Below are 14,003 nucleotides of genomic sequence, written 5' to 3' on the forward strand. Positions count from 1 at the left end.
GCCCGGCGCGCCCGCGCGCTGGCGCGGCGCGGCCAGCACGCCCGCGTGCGTGGCCGCCACCTGGCGCAGCGCGGCCACGTCCAGCGGCGCCAGCGAGCCGATGGCGTGGCCCAGCGTGGTGAGCTGGCGCAGCAGCGCCAGCCGCTTCACATCCGCCGCCGAGTACAGGCGGTGCCCCGAGGGTGAGGTCACCGGCGTGGCCACCTGGTAGCGCCGCTCCCAGATGCGCAGCGTCGCCACCGGCATGCGCAGCATCCGCGCCACCGCGCCGCTGCGGTAGCGGGGCACGAGGTCGTTGGCGTCGGCCGCGTCCTCGGACGGCAGCGGCGCCGCGCGCTGGTTCAGGTCCTGGTCCATACCCCGGGCTCCTGGCTTTGAGTCGTTGTTGAGCCAGATTATGAGCACGGTCAAGCCTGTCAATCCCACCACGAATCGTGTTTGAAATCGGAGTGCGTACAGTGCTGCCATGTCTTCCTACGTTTCGGTTTCTCCCCTGGCCGGCGCCATCGCCGCCGGCCGCGTGCCGCGGGTCGCGGTGGTCGGCGCCGGCCTGGCCGGCAGCACCTGCGCGCGGCGCCTGGCGCAGGCCGGCTGCGCGGTCGCCCTGTTCGACAAGTCGCGCGGCGTGGGCGGGCGCATGGCCACGCGGCGCGCGCGCTGGATCGACGCCGACGGCGCCGTGCACCACGCCGCCTTCGACCACGGCACGCCCGCCTTCAGCGCGCGCTCGGCCGCGTTCCAGGCTTTCGTCGATGAGGCCGCCGGGGAAGGCGTCCTGGCGCGCTGGGAGCCCGTGATGGCGCCCGGCTCGCACCGGAACCTCGACGGCCTCGCCCTCTGGGTCGGCACGCCCGACATGCCGGCGCTGTGCCGGCACGTCGCGGCCGGGCTGGCGCTGACCACCTCGCATGCCGTGGACCGCCTCGTGCGCGAGGCCGACGGCCGCTGGCGGCTGTGGGCGCAGGCCGAGCCGCTGGGCGACGACGCCTTCGACGCCGTGGTGCTGGCCATGCCGCCGGCGCAGGCGGCAGCGCTGCTGGCGCCGCACCGCGAGGACTGGGCGCGCCAGGCGCGTGCGGTGCCGATGCAGCCCTGCTGGACGCTCATGGCCGCCGAGGGCGGCCCGGCGCCGGACTGGGACGCCGCCTGGCCGCAGCGCGGGCCGCTGGCCTGGGTGGTGCGCAACGCCGCCAAGCCCGGGCGCGCGGCGCCCGACGACGGCCTCAACCGCTGGGTGGTGCATGCCACGGCGAGCTGGAGCCAGACCTTCCTGGAAAGCGCCCCCGACGTGGTGCAGCCGCTGCTGCAGGACGCGCTGGCGCAGGTGCTGGGCCGCACGCCGCGCTGGGCCCATGCCACGGTGCACCGCTGGCGCTACGCCCTGGCGCCGCGCAGCGAGAGCGCCAGCCCGTGCTGGTGGGACGACGCGCTGGGCCTGGGCGCCTGCGGCGACTTCTTCACCGGCGCCGGGGTGGAGGGCGCGTGGCTGTCCGGGCGCGCCCTGGCGGGGGTGATGGCGCCCGGCGCGGCCGACGCCGCCGCGGCCTGAACCCCCTGTTCCCGTTCCTCACGACCCGGAAGGCATGGACACCATGGAACACGACACCGCAGACCTGCCCGCCCCGGACCGCGGCCCGCAGGTGGCCCTGGTGACGGGCGCGCGCGGCGGCATCGGCCGCGCGGTGGTGGCGCGGCTGCGCGCGCAGGGTCACCGCGTCGCCGCCGTCGGCCGCGACGCGGCGAAGCTGGTTGAGGTCGAGGCCGATGCCCGCATCGCCGCCGACACCACCACGCCCGAAGGCGCCGCCGCGGCCGTGGCCGCCTGCTGGAGCACCCTGGGCGGCGCGCCCACGCTGCTGGCGCATTGCGTGGGCAGCACCCTGGTGGCGCCGCTGCACCGCAGCCCGGCGGCGCAGATGCGCGAGCTGCTGCGCGTCAACCTGGAGAGCGCGCTCTTCATGCTGCAGGCGTGGATCGAGCCGCTGCGCGGCGCCGGCCGGCCGGGCGCGGCGGTGCTGGTCTCCAGCGTGGTGGCGCGCATCGGCGTGGCCAACCACGAGGCCATTGCCGCGGCCAAGGGCGGCGTGGAGGCGCTGGCGCGCTCGGCCGCGGCCACCTACGCGCCGCTGGGGCTGCGCGTCAACGCCGTGGCGCCGGGGCTCACGGCCACGCCGCTGACCGAGCGCATGCTGGCCTCGCCGGCGCTGCGCGAGGGCGCGGCGCGGCAGTACCCGCTGGGCGGCGTGCAGGCCGCCGAGGACGTGGCCGAGGCCATCGACTGGCTGCTGTCGGCGCGCGCGGCGCGCATCACGGGCCAGGTCGTGCCCGTGGACGGCGGCTTTACGGCTGTGCGGCCGCTGGTGAAGTAGCGAGGCCGGGGCGGCCGGCGAGCGGCGACATGCGCCACGCGCCGGCCGGGGCTCAGGCCGCGCCGAGCCGCCCGCCCACGCCGGCGGCCGGCGGCGGCGCCTCGCCGCGGCGGAAGGCCAGGAATTCCAGCGCCGCCTCGCGCCCCAGGGCATCGAGCTCGGCCAGGAAGGCCGGGCTGCGCAGCAGCTTGGTGGCGTAGTCGAGCACGGCAGTGTGCATGCGCGGCGTCTTGAACTTCACTTCGCGCCAGTCGCCGTCCGGGGCGCCCGGGTGCTCCGGCAGGTCGGCCCAGCCGTCCAGGGCGATGCCCCACAGAGCCACCTTCTTGTAGCGCTCGCGCCCTTCAGCCGAGAGAGTGCCGGTGCCATGCATGGCGTTGACACGGCGAATGAAACGCTTTTCCTGCTCCAGCGACAGGTTGCCGGCGAGCTCGTTGCGGCGGTCGGCGATCTCGGTGCCGCGCGTGGGCGGCTCGATGGCGATGCGCCCGGCGCCGTTGCGCCGCGCCACCGAGTTGATGCGCACGATCCAGATCTCGTCGGGTTTCACCTTGCAGTCGTCGAAGCCGAGGAAGTCGCTGATGGGCGGGTTCTGCGACAGCAGCCCGTCCCAGTAGTGGGCCGTGGCCGGCTCGGGGCCATGCGCGGGCGTGGCCGGGCGGTGCATCGCATCGGCCTCGGCGCCGGCGCCGGTGCCGTCCTCGCCGTGGCGCGGCGTCTTCATCGGCGAGCTGATGCCCACGGAGGGGAACAGGTCCGGCAGCGCCGTGGCGGCCACGATCTGGTCGAGCAGCGGCGGGTGGCTCGGGGTGGCGATGAAGGGCTCGAACAGGCCGTGGTTGACGTTGGTCGCGCCAACGACGAGGACGGGGAAGTTGCCTGGCGCCGGCTGCAGGCTGCGCACCCGCGCGCGGTGCAGCCCACCCTCGGCCTGCAGCAGCGGCTGCAGGAACGACAGGTCGCCGGCGGCCTGCTCGATCTGCGTGCGCAGGTGCGCCTGGACGGCGCGCGTGGCCGCGTTGGGCGTGGCCGTGAGCGTGGGCAGCTTGCCGTCCATGCTGGCGATGCCGACCATGGCCAAGTTGGTGAGCATGTCGTAGGGAAAGCGGCCGAAGGGCTGCGTGGCGGTCTGCTTCCAGAAGCGCTCGACGGCCAGCGGCTCGCTTTCAGGCAGCGGCAGGCCCTGGCGCAGGCGCAGCAGGTCCAGCCAGGCGAGGTAGGCGCCGACGGCGCCGCCGGAAGTGCCGCTCAGGCCCACGATCTCGTGGCCGTCGAGCACGAGGCGCCCTTGCGCATCCGCGTGCACGCGGCGCAGCAGCGCGGCGAGCACGCCGCCGGTGAAGGCGCAATGCGAACCCCCGCCCTGGCAGGCGATGGCGATCTTCTTCATGGTGGTCTTGTCTCCGGATCTGGTGTCCCGCGGACCGTGCGCGCGTGCGCGCGCCGGCCCGGGCCGGGATCGGAGCCCGGCAACCGTGAATTCTGGTTGCCAATCCTTACAGCAGGGAGACGATGGGTGCCCGGGCCCCGCCCGGGCGGACTTGGGCTCAGGCCGTGAAGTCGAGCGCCAGCCCGGGCAGCGCGATGCCGTCGAGCCGTGTCTCCCAGCGCTGGCCTAGCGCCACCGGCAGCGCGCTGGTGAGCGTGCCGGTGGTGACGATCTCGCCCGGCTGCAGCGGCGCCGCGCCGGGCTGCGACTGCAGCAGGCGCAGCAGGTGCGCCAGCGCCAGGAGCGGGCTGCCCAGCACGTTGCGGCCGTGGCCGGTCTCGCGCGGCTCGCCGTCGCAGCGCAGCTCGACGCTGAAGCCTTCCAGCGCCGCGAGCGGGTCGGCGCCGAGGGCGGCGACGGGCACGCGCTCGCCGACGAAGAGCGCGGCGTGCAGCACCTGGTCCACCACCGCGTCGGCGGCCTCGAAGCGCCAGCCCGGGTAGTGGCACTGCACCACCTCGAAGCCATGCGCGACCCACTCGACGCAGCCGAGCAGCGCGCCCGGGTCGTCGGCGGCGCCGGGCGGCGGCGCCTCGCGCAGGCCCAGCACGATCTCCGGCTCGATCTTGGGCTCGGCGAAGCGCACCAGCCCGCACACGGCCTGGTTCGACGCAAGCTGCGAGACGCTGTCCTCGTACAGCCAGGCCCACAGCGGCGCGTTGACGCCGTAGCGCGCCCACATGGCGGCGTTGGTGAAGCCCAGCTTGCGCCCGGCGGGGCGGCGGCCCTCGTCGAGCCGGCGGCGGTGCTGCAGGGCGGCGGCGGCGTAGGCGGACTCGACGTCGAAGGCGATGAAGTCGGCGCTGGGGGGCTCGACCTGGCGGGCGTCGGCGTGGGCGGCGTCGAGCTGGCTGGCGATGGCGGCGAGGTCTTCGGAGGGGAGCATGGGCGGCGGTCCTGTCGTCTGTGGCGTGCAGGATGAGAGCACGCGGGCGCGGTTCAGGCCAGCAACCCTTCATGCATTGGCCGTACAGAAATCGATTTCGCAATTCATACGGCCAATGCTTGCGCGACAACGACTTATCGCGTCCCGGCTGCCGGCTGCAGGCCAGGACGGCTTCACGCTCCAGCCCGGATGCTCACTGCTGCACGCAGCGCTCGAATCCGAAGTTGCCGCCCTTGAACTCCGGTTCGTAGTAGTACTTGCTGAAGCTCCACTTGCCGGTTTTGGCCTTCGTGAACTCGGCGATGGCGGTGCCGTAGTCCCGGGTGCTCTGGTCGGTGAGCGCGAAATGGATGCCCACGTGTTTCCCGTGCGCCGCCGCCTGGCCCAGGTAGGCGCCGTAGCCCGGCACTTCGAGCTTGAAGCTGTAGGCGCCGTAGGCGCCGGAACTCTGGCCGCGCACCAGCGCCATGGTCACGGTGCCGGTGTAGTCGCCCTCGTGGTCGTCCTTGCCGGTGCAGGCGTAGGTGCCGGAATAGTCGGGGCCGGTGTAGGGCTGCGGGGCGGCTTGCGCCGTGGTGGCGGCGGCGGCGAGCAGGGACAGGGTGATGGCGCAAAGGCGGTTCATGGATTCCCTCGGGGATTCGGTGGTGGATTTATTGATTTGGTTGATTCAGTGGGAGGGCACTGACGGAAAGGATTCCAGGAGGTGAATTTTCCGGCGCTTTCCTGGTTGTCCGGTGCGGCCGTCAAAGCAGGCTTTCAAACGTCGGCCGTGATCAACAAAACTTGGCCCTAATACGAAACGGATTTATCCGCCGGACAACCTCTTTCCGTTCGCCCTGAGGTATCGAAGGGTGGACGGCCCGCACTGTAATGCGGGCATCCGAGCCTATCGGATTCGGCCTTCGATACCTCAGTCCGAACGGTCCATGGTGCCCCCAGTTTCTGGCGTCCATACCAGCCTGACGGCTTCACCCTTCGATACCTCAGGGCGAACGGGGTGGTGTTCGAAGATCAAATGCGATGCATATCAATCAACTGCAAAGTATTCCTTTACAGTTGCCGCATCAAGTTGAAATGAGTCGCGCGGAACCATGAAGTTGGGGTATTCAGCTATTTTAAAATACTGCCCCATGGATTCGCCTTCATAAACTTCAAGCGAGAACGCGCACGCAGCAATGCCATGTCAATCACCCAAAACTCGCCCGATACGTCGCCGCGTCCAACGCGCAATGGGCCTCGATCGGACCGGGCAGTTCGAACAGACGCGGCATTTTTCTGAAATCAAAGAGCCGGTACAGCCGGAATTCCTCTGGTCGGCTGCGCGCAAAGCGCACTTCATTGGCCGACACGAAGAACGGCGTGCGTTCATCAAAAGCCGTGGTCTTTACTTCGATGAATCGCTCGGAGCCGTCCATTTCAAAGGAAAGAATGTCGTAGCCTAGGCCGTCGCCTTGAGTTCTGGACACGTGCTCGACCTTGTCGGCCAACTGCCCCACACCCAATTGCACAAGCCGCCAACGTTCGAAACTTAAAGCAAACTCCTCACCGGCTGCGCCCAGCGAGCGGTTATGGGCTTCGCGCTCAAAGTAATCACGCTTGATCGGTGGGCGAGCCACGTATTCCACCTCTTCTTCACGCGTCGCCATATTGGCTTTCGGCGCCACCGAAAGCACCTTTGAAAAATCCTTTGCCGGAACCAGCTGCGCTGGCATCTCCACCGCCAGAAGCGCCGCTTTATCCAGCACGGGATGGCGCATGACCTGCTCTGACACTACTTCCGTCAATAGCCGCCGCTGAAAATTCACCCGGGGTTTGTAGCCTCTCAAAGGTGGATATCCGAGTTCCGCCATCACCGCGCTGATATTGGCGTGCTTGAATTCGACGGAGCCGTTGGATCGGCCGCGCAATTGCTGCAGCAGCCGCTTGCGATGCTCCGTCTTGTTGTAGCGCTGGCCCGTCAATTCCAGCGTCAGCATGGACAGGTAGTCGGCAACGATCAATTCGACTTCCTGGCGTGTCCAGTCCTCGCCGGCAGTGGCGCTGCCCATGTGCTTGACAACGAATCCCAGGGAAGCCAGCAGCGGCACCACCGTGGCATCGCCGCCAGAAAGCTCTTCGGGCTTCAACGCCTTGAATTCTGGCGGCAGGTATTTGAATGCCACACCGACAATGGCTTTCGAGTCCGCTTCAATGCCAGTCTTCGGATCAATGACGAAGTAATCTCGTGCCGGCTTGAAACCATGCTGCGCCAAAAAAGCATCGCGCCCGTTTCGCACAAACTCATCCAAAGCCGCCTGCACGGCTGCAGCGCTGACAAGATCAGATATTTTTCTTTTCATGACGACTGCTCGGCATTCGAATGCCGATCATGCCCATGAAAAACGGCTCCCGAAGGAGCCGCTTTCAAACACCCATCACGCGTCGATATTCGCCGCCCTCAACGCATTGGACTCAATGAAATCGCGCCGCGGCTCCACCTCATCCCCCATCAGCATCGTGAACACCCGATCGGCCTCGATCGCGTCCTCGATCTGCACGCGCAGCAGCCGCCGCACGCTCGGGTCCATGGTGGTTTCCCAGAGCTGCGAGGGATTCATCTCGCCCAAGCCCTTGTAGCGCTGGCGGCCGACGCTGTTCTCGGCCTGGCCCATCAGCCACGCCATGGCGGCGCGGAAGTCGGCCACCTTCTGCTCCTTGGCGCGGTCGCCCTCGCCGCGGCGCGCCACGGCGTCGGGGCCGAGCAGGCCCTTGAAGGTGGTGCCGGCGCGGCTCAGCGCCTCGTAGTCGGTGCCGTGCACGAAGTCGGCGCTGATGATGCTGCTCTTGAGGTTGCCATGGTGCCGGCGGCTGATGCGCAGCTGCTGCTTGTCGGTGCGCTCGTCCAGCTCGGCCACCACCTCGGCATCGTGCAGCGCCGCCTTCAGGGCCGCGGCGCTGGCCTCCGCCGCCGCCGCGCTGTCCAGGTCCAGCGTCAGGCCGTCGGCAATCGCGCGCAGCGCCTCTACGTCCATGAAGTTCTGCAGCCGGTCGATCACGTTGCTGGCCTGTACGTACGACTTGGCCAGCTCCTCCAGCGCCTCGCCGCGGATGGTCTCGCGGCCCTCGCCCGGCTCGATCGCGGCGCCGTCCAGCGCCACGCGCATCAGGTAGACGTCCAGCTCGGCCGCGTCCTTGAGGTACTGCTCCTGCTTGCCGTGCTTGACCTTGTAGAGCGGCGGCTGCGCGATGTAGATGTGGCCGCGCTCGACCAAGTCGGGCATCTGCCGGTAGAAGAAGGTCAGCAGCAGGGTGCGGATGTGGGCGCCGTCCACGTCCGCGTCGGTCATGATGATGATGCGGTGGTAGCGCAGCTTGTCGGGGTTGAAGTCATCGCCCCCCATGCCCTTGCCGATGCCGGTGCCCAGGGCGGTGATCAGCGTCAGGATCTCGTTGGAGCTCAGCAGCTTCTCGTAGCGCGCCTTCTCGACGTTGAGGATCTTGCCGCGCAGCGGCAGGATCGCCTGGAACTTGCGGTCGCGTCCCTGCTTGGCCGAGCCGCCGGCCGAGTCGCCCTCGACGATGTAGATCTCGCACAGCGCCGGGTCCTTCTCCTGGCAGTCGGCCAGCTTGCCGGGCAGGCCCAGGCCGTCCAGGACGCCCTTGCGGCGCGTCATCTCGCGCGCCTTGCGCGCCGCCTCGCGGGCGCGGGCGGAGTCGATGATCTTGCCGCAGACGATCCTGGCGTCAGTGGGGTTCTCCAACAGCCAGTCGTTGAGCTTGGCCGCCACGATCTCCTCGACCGGGCCGCGCACCTCGGAGCTGACCAGCTTGTCCTTGGTCTGGCTGGAGAACTTGGGCTCCGGCACCTTGACGCTGATGACGCAGGCCAGGCCCTCGCGCATGTCGTCGCCCGAGATCTCGACCTTGGCCTTCTTGGCCAGCTCGTTGTCCTCGATGTACTTGTTGATCACCCGCGTCATCGCCGCGCGCAACCCCGTGAGGTGCGTGCCGCCGTCGCGCTGCGGGATGTTGTTGGTGAAACAGAGCACCTGCTCGCTGTAGCCCTCGTTCCACTGCATCGCGACCTCGACGCCGATGTTGGTCGCGTTGTCGCTCATCTTCTCGCCGGTGGCGTGGAAGACGGTGGGGTGCAGCGTCTTCTTGCCGGTGTTGATGAACTCGACGAAGCCGCGCACGCCGCCGGCGTAGGCGAAGTCGTCTTCCTTGGCGTTGCGCTCGTCGACCAGCTTGATCTTGACGCCGTTGTTCAGGAAGGAGAGCTCGCGCAGCCGCTTGGCCAGCACGTCGTAGTGAAAATCGACGTTGGTGAAGATGGTGTCGTCGGGCAGGAAGTGCACCTCGGTGCCGCGCTTCTCGGTCTCGCCCGTGATCTTCATCGGGCTGATCTCAAAGCCGTCGCGCACCTCGATCACGCGGTCCTGCGGGATGCCGCGCTTGAACTCCAGGAAGTGCACCTTGCCGTCGCGGCGCACCGTCAGGCGCAGCGACTTGGACAGCGCGTTGACGCAGCTCACGCCCACGCCGTGCAGGCCGCCCGAGACCTTGTAGCTGTTCTGGTTGAACTTGCCGCCGGCGTGCAGCTCGGTCAGCGCGATCTCGGCGGCCGAGCGCTTGGGCTCGTGCTTGTCGTCCATCTTCACGCCGGTGGGGATGCCCCGCCCGTTGTCGATGACGCTGATCGAGTTGTCCGAGTGGATCGTGACGATGATGTCGTCGCAGTAGCCGGCCAGCGCCTCGTCGATGGAGTTGTCCACGACCTCGAACACCAGGTGGTGCAGGCCCGTGCCGTCGGAGGTGTCGCCGATGTACATGCCGGGGCGCTTGCGCACGGCCTCCAGGCCTTCGAGGATCTGGATGCTGCCCTCGCCGTAGCCGCCGTCGCCCTGGATTTGCGGAGTGTTCTGCTCGCTCATTGCTTCTCTTCCCGGGCCGCCGGCACGCGCCGCGGCAGCCCATAAAAATGCCGAAGCGGGCTCGCGGCCCGCTTGAGTGTCTGGTGCGTCAGATGCGCATCGGCATCACGACGTACTTGAAATCGTCCCGGTCGGGCACCGTGATCAGCGCGCTGGCGTTGGCGTCCTGCAGCTCGACCTTGATCATGTCCTGGCCCATGTTGGCCAGCGCGTCCATGAGGTAGGTGACGTTGAAGCCGATCTCGATGGCGTCGCCGCCGTAGTCGATCTCCAGCTCCTCCTTGGCCTCCTCCTGCTCCGCGTTGCTCGACGCGATGCGCAGCAGCCCCGGCTCGATGTTCACGCGCACGCCCTTGAACTTGTCGCTGGTCATGATCGCGGCGCGCTGCAGGCTCGCCAGCAGCGGCGCGCGGCCCAGCGTCACGCTGTTGCGGTGGTTCTTCGGGATCACGCGGTTGTAGTCGGGGAACTTGCCCTCGACCAGCTTGGTGACGAACTCCATGCCCGAGAACGCGAACTTGGCCTGGTTGCCGGCAAAGCGCATCTCGATGGCGTCCTCCTCCTTGCCGTCCTTCAGGAGCCGCATCAGCTCCAGCACGGTCTTGCGCGGCAGGATCACCTCCTGCTTCGGGATCTCCGCCTCCAGCGTGGCCTGGGCCAGCGCCAAGCGGTGCCCGTCGGTGGCCACCAGCGTGAGCTTCTTGCCCTCGGCCACGAACAGGATGCCGTTGAGGTAGTAGCGGATGTCGTGCACCGCCATGGCGAAGTGCACCTGGTCGATCAGCCCGCGCAGCACCTTCTGCGGCACCGAGAAGGCGGGCCCGAAGTCGGCCGCCTCCTGCACCAGGGGGAAATCCTCGGCCGGCAGCGTCTGCAAAGTAAAACGGCTCTTGCCGCCCTGCAGCGTGAGCTTGTTCTGGCTGGCCGACAGCGACACGACCTGGTCGGCGGGGAGGGTGCGCAGGATGTCGATGAGCTTGCGCGCACCCACCGTGGTGGAGAACTGGCCGGCGTCGCCGCCCAGGGTGGCGCTGGTGCGGACCTGGATCTCCAGGTCGCTGGTGGTCAGCTCGATGTCGTCGCCGTTCTTGCGCAGCAGCACGTTGGCGAGGATCGGCAGCGTGTGGCGGCGCTCGACGATGCCGGAGACCGCCTGCAGCGCCCCCAGCAGTTGTTCCTGGGGTGCCTTCAGAACAATCATGTCGTCCTCTTCGGTTCGATTTGGATGGGTTCGGGATAGCCGCCTATTTTCGCCCGGCGCGAGGCCCTTGCCGCCGCCGCGGGCGCTTTCAGGCCCGCACCACGCAGCGCCCGGCGTCAGTTGCCGAAGCGCTCGCAGTTGGGGGCGAAAGCAGCGACCTCAACCGCGGCAGCGTCAGCCCTTGAGCGTCTGCTCCAGCACGTGCAGCTGCTGGTTGAGCTCGGTGTTCTTCTGGCGCTCGCCGCCGATCTTGCGCACGGCGTGCAGCACGGTGGTGTGGTCGCGGCCGCCGAAGAGCTCGCCGATCTCGGGCAGGCTCTTCTGCGTCATCTCCTTGGCCAGATACATGGCGATCTGGCGCGGGCGCGCGATGCTGGCCGGGCGCTTCTTGGAGTACATGTCGGCGACCTTGATCTTGTAGAAGTCGGCCACCGTCTTCTGGATGTTCTCCACGCCGATCTGGCGGTTCTGGATGGAGAGCAGGTCCTTCAGCGCCTCGCGCGCGAGGTTGATGTTGATTTCCTTCTGGCTGAAGCGCGAGTAGGCCAGCACCTTGCGCAGCGCGCCTTCGAGCTCGCGCACGTTGGCGCGCACGTTCTTGGCGATGAAGAAGGCCACGTCCTCGGGCATGTCGGTGCCCTCGACGTTGGACTTCTTCATCAGGATCGCCACCCGCATCTCCAGCTCCGGCGGCTCGATCGCCACCGTCAGGCCGGCGTCGAAGCGGCTGGTCAGGCGCTCGTCGATGTCCACCAGCCCTTTCGGGTAGGTGTCGCTGGTCATGATGATGTGCGCGCGCTTGGCCAGCAGCGCCTCGAAGGCGTTGAAGAACTCCTCCTGCGTGCGCTCCTTGCCGGCGAAGAACTGCACGTCGTCGATGAGCAGCAGGTCCAGCGAGTGGTACTTGGCCTTGAGCTCGTCGAAGGTCTTGCGCTGGTAGTTCTTCACCACGTCGGTGATGAACTGCTCGGCGTGCAGGTACAGGATGCGCGCCTCGGGGTTGTCCTTGAGCAGCGCGTTGCCCACGGCGTGGATCAGGTGCGTCTTGCCCAGGCCCACGCCGCCGTAGATGAACAGCGGGTTGTACATGTGCCCCGGGGCGCCTGCGACGTGCAGCGCCGCGGTGCGCGCCATCTGGTTGGCGCGGCCCGGGACGAGCGTGTCGAAGGTGAGGGCCGGGTTGAGCCGGTTCAGGGCCTGCTGCACCGGCGCGGGCCGCGGCGGCGGCGCCGCGGGCGTGGCCGGCGCGTGCGGCGTGCCGTTGAACAGGTCCGCCGTGGGCGTGGTGCGCGGCGCGGGGCGCTCGATGGGGCCGGCCGCGGGGCGCGCGGCCAGCATCAGCTCCAGCCGCACGGCCTTGCCCGCCACGTCGGAGAGCACCTGCTCGATGCGCGCGGCGTACTGCGATCGGATCCAGTCGAGCTTGAAGCGGTTGGGAACACGCAGGCTCACCACCGCTGAATCCCCCTCCTCGGCCACTTCGGCAGGAGGCAGGGGACGGATCCAGGTGTTGAACTGCTGTTCAGGCAACTCGGCTGCGAGGCGTGCGCAGCCCTGTTGCCAGAGGTCGTTGCTCATTGTGGAAAACTCTTTCATGAGCGGCCGGATTGTACGGTCCCGCCGCGGTGCGAGGCGGTGGTTATCCACAGATCGGCCCACAGCGTCAACCAGGGTTGTTGTGCGCGCCACGTTGACCAAACCCCCCGGTTCTGCTGTAATCGCGGGCTTTCCCGGATGCGCGAGAAGTTCGGGTGTGGCCCTGCGCCCACCCGAAGCGTCGAGCCCTGCGCCGGGTTCGCGCGGGGGGTGGTGGAACCAACTGCCCATTTTCAGGGGCCGTTTGATGCGGCCTTGACGTGCGGACCTTGTGCACAGGTGCTGGCGTCCTTGCGCGCCGTCGCGACGCGGCCGTCCGGTGCCGGTGCCTGTTTTTCGAGCACCGCGCCGGGCCCGGGCAGCGACCCCGACCGGGCCCCTTCCCGAGAACACTGCCGAGGATTTCGCCATGGCCATGAAACGCACCTACCAGCCCTCCAAGACCCGCCGCGCCCGCACGCACGGCTTCCTCGTGCGCATGAAGACGCGCGGCGGCCGCGCCGTCATCAACGCGCGCCGCGCCAAGGGCCGCAAGCGCCTGGCCGTCTGAACGCAGGCACCCGCACGGTGATCGGCCGCCTCACCAGCGCGGCCGACTTCCAGCGCGTGCTGCAGACCCGGCAGCTGTCGCGCAGTCCGCATTTCGCGGCCCATCTCCTGCGCCAGCCTCCGGGCTTGCCGGCACGCGCGCCGGCGCAGTTGTCAACAGCCCCGGGCGAGACGCCCGCGGCGCCTGTGGATGACCCGCTCTCCGGCTGGTGGCTGGGCCTCGTGGTGCCCAAGCGCCACGCCCGCCGTGCCGTCACGCGCAGCCTGATCAAGCGCCAGATGCGAGAAGCCCTGCGGCGCCATCGACAGCACCTGCCTCCCGGGCAGTGGGTGCTGCGCCTGCGCGCGCCCGTCGATCCCAAGCAGTTCCCGTCCGCGGCCTCCGACGCGCTGCGCGCCGCCGTGCGCGCGGAGCTGGAGCAGCTGCTCGGCCGCATCGCGCCCTGAGCGCGGCACGGCCCGTCGCCCGGTCCCCACGCCATGGCCGCGCCCGCCCCCGCCCGCCGCCCCGCCTCGCGCGCGGGAGCGGGCCTGCGCGCGCTGCCGCAGCGGCTGCTCATCGGCGCGGTGCGCGGCTACCGGCTGCTGCTGAGCCCCTGGCTCGGCAGCGCCTGCCGCTTCGAGCCCACCTGCTCGCGCTACGCGCTCGACGCGCTGGAGCGCCACGGCGCCGCCGCCGGCGCCTACCTCACCACCGCCCGCCTGCTGCGCTGCCATCCCTGGTGCGCAGGCGGCCACGACCCCGTGCCGGCGCAGCCGCCGCGCCTGTTCACGCGGCTGTCGTCGCGCTCACCGGCGGCGCCTGACGCGCCGCCGTGCGCCGACCCGTCCGCCGATTCCCTTCCGACCCGGAAATCTCCATGACCGATATACGCCGCACCCTGCTGTGGGTGGTGTTCACGATGTCGCTCGTCCTGCTGTGGGACGCGTGGAACAAGCACACCGGCAATCCCTCGTTCTTCGGCCCGCGACCGACCGCCACCGCCCCGGCGGCGGG

General features: G+C 69.1%; 13 protein-coding genes. 5 read left to right on the forward strand and 8 right to left on the reverse strand.

Features of this window, described 5'->3' with window-relative positions:
- The coding region (locus FJ694_RS33915) for a MerR family transcriptional regulator (RefSeq protein ID WP_157271940.1) at positions 1-357 on the reverse strand (357 nt) is incomplete at its 3' end.
- A 109-nt stretch (positions 358-466) separates the two neighbouring features.
- On the opposite strand from FJ694_RS33915, the gene FJ694_RS33920 reads away from it, so the two are divergent.
- Positions 467-1,549, forward strand: a complete 1,083-nt coding sequence (locus FJ694_RS33920; RefSeq protein WP_157271941.1) for an NAD(P)/FAD-dependent oxidoreductase — start codon at positions 467-469, stop codon at positions 1,547-1,549.
- Between the two features lie 43 nt (positions 1,550-1,592).
- Complete coding sequence (locus tag FJ694_RS33925; protein WP_157271948.1) at positions 1,593-2,369, forward strand: SDR family NAD(P)-dependent oxidoreductase; 777 nt, start codon at positions 1,593-1,595, stop codon at positions 2,367-2,369.
- A gap of 52 nt (positions 2,370-2,421) precedes the next feature.
- Here FJ694_RS33925 and FJ694_RS33930 read toward each other — a convergent pair whose 3' ends face one another.
- The 7 genes from FJ694_RS33930 to dnaA form a co-directional block, all read right to left on the reverse strand.
- Positions 2,422-3,759, reverse strand: a complete 1,338-nt coding sequence (locus tag FJ694_RS33930) for a patatin-like phospholipase family protein (RefSeq protein WP_157271942.1) — start codon at positions 3,757-3,759, stop codon at positions 2,422-2,424.
- A 157-nt stretch (positions 3,760-3,916) separates the two neighbouring features.
- Positions 3,917-4,744, reverse strand: a complete 828-nt coding sequence (locus FJ694_RS33935; RefSeq protein WP_157271943.1) for a 2-keto-4-pentenoate hydratase — start codon at positions 4,742-4,744, stop codon at positions 3,917-3,919.
- A 193-nt stretch (positions 4,745-4,937) separates the two neighbouring features.
- The gene (locus FJ694_RS33940; protein ID WP_157271944.1) at positions 4,938-5,369 is read right to left on the reverse strand and encodes a hypothetical protein; all 432 of its coding nucleotides are present in this window, start codon (positions 5,367-5,369) and stop codon (positions 4,938-4,940) included.
- Between the two features lie 565 nt (positions 5,370-5,934).
- Positions 5,935-7,086 carry a protein NO VEIN domain-containing protein gene (locus FJ694_RS33945; protein WP_232540347.1) on the reverse strand — a complete coding sequence of 384 codons (1,152 nt, stop codon included), beginning with the start codon at positions 7,084-7,086 and terminating at the stop codon, positions 5,935-5,937.
- A 75-nt stretch (positions 7,087-7,161) separates the two neighbouring features.
- Entirely contained in the window at positions 7,162-9,660 is a 2,499-nt protein-coding gene (gyrB, locus tag FJ694_RS33950; RefSeq protein WP_157271945.1) for a DNA topoisomerase (ATP-hydrolyzing) subunit B, read from the reverse strand.
- Between the two features lie 88 nt (positions 9,661-9,748).
- Entirely contained in the window at positions 9,749-10,861 is a 1,113-nt protein-coding gene (gene dnaN, locus FJ694_RS33955; protein ID WP_157271946.1) for a DNA polymerase III subunit beta, read from the reverse strand.
- Positions 10,862-11,035: 174 nt separating this feature from the next.
- Positions 11,036-12,439, reverse strand: a complete 1,404-nt coding sequence (dnaA, locus tag FJ694_RS33960) for a chromosomal replication initiator protein DnaA (protein ID WP_232540348.1) — start codon at positions 12,437-12,439, stop codon at positions 11,036-11,038.
- Positions 12,440-12,872: 433 nt separating this feature from the next.
- Here dnaA and rpmH point away from each other — a divergent pair, with 433 nt between their 5' ends.
- The 3 genes from rpmH (at position 12,873) to yidD (ending at position 13,870) form a co-directional block, all read left to right on the forward strand.
- Positions 12,873-13,007 (forward strand): 50S ribosomal protein L34, encoded by a 135-nt coding sequence (gene rpmH, locus FJ694_RS33965; RefSeq protein WP_005798102.1) that lies wholly within the window; start codon positions 12,873-12,875, stop codon positions 13,005-13,007.
- A 17-nt stretch (positions 13,008-13,024) separates the two neighbouring features.
- Positions 13,025-13,453 carry a ribonuclease P protein component gene (rnpA, locus tag FJ694_RS33970; protein WP_232540349.1) on the forward strand — a complete coding sequence of 143 codons (429 nt, stop codon included), beginning with the start codon at positions 13,025-13,027 and terminating at the stop codon, positions 13,451-13,453.
- A 93-nt stretch (positions 13,454-13,546) separates the two neighbouring features.
- A complete protein-coding gene (gene yidD, locus FJ694_RS33975) occupies positions 13,547-13,870 on the forward strand; it encodes a membrane protein insertion efficiency factor YidD (protein ID WP_157271951.1) in 324 nt (107 codons plus the stop codon).
- Positions 13,871-14,003 lie beyond the last annotated feature (133 nt).

Source organism: Azohydromonas aeria (assembly GCF_009760915.1).
Taxonomy (GTDB): Bacteria; Pseudomonadota; Gammaproteobacteria; order Burkholderiales; family Burkholderiaceae_C; genus Azohydromonas; species Azohydromonas aeria.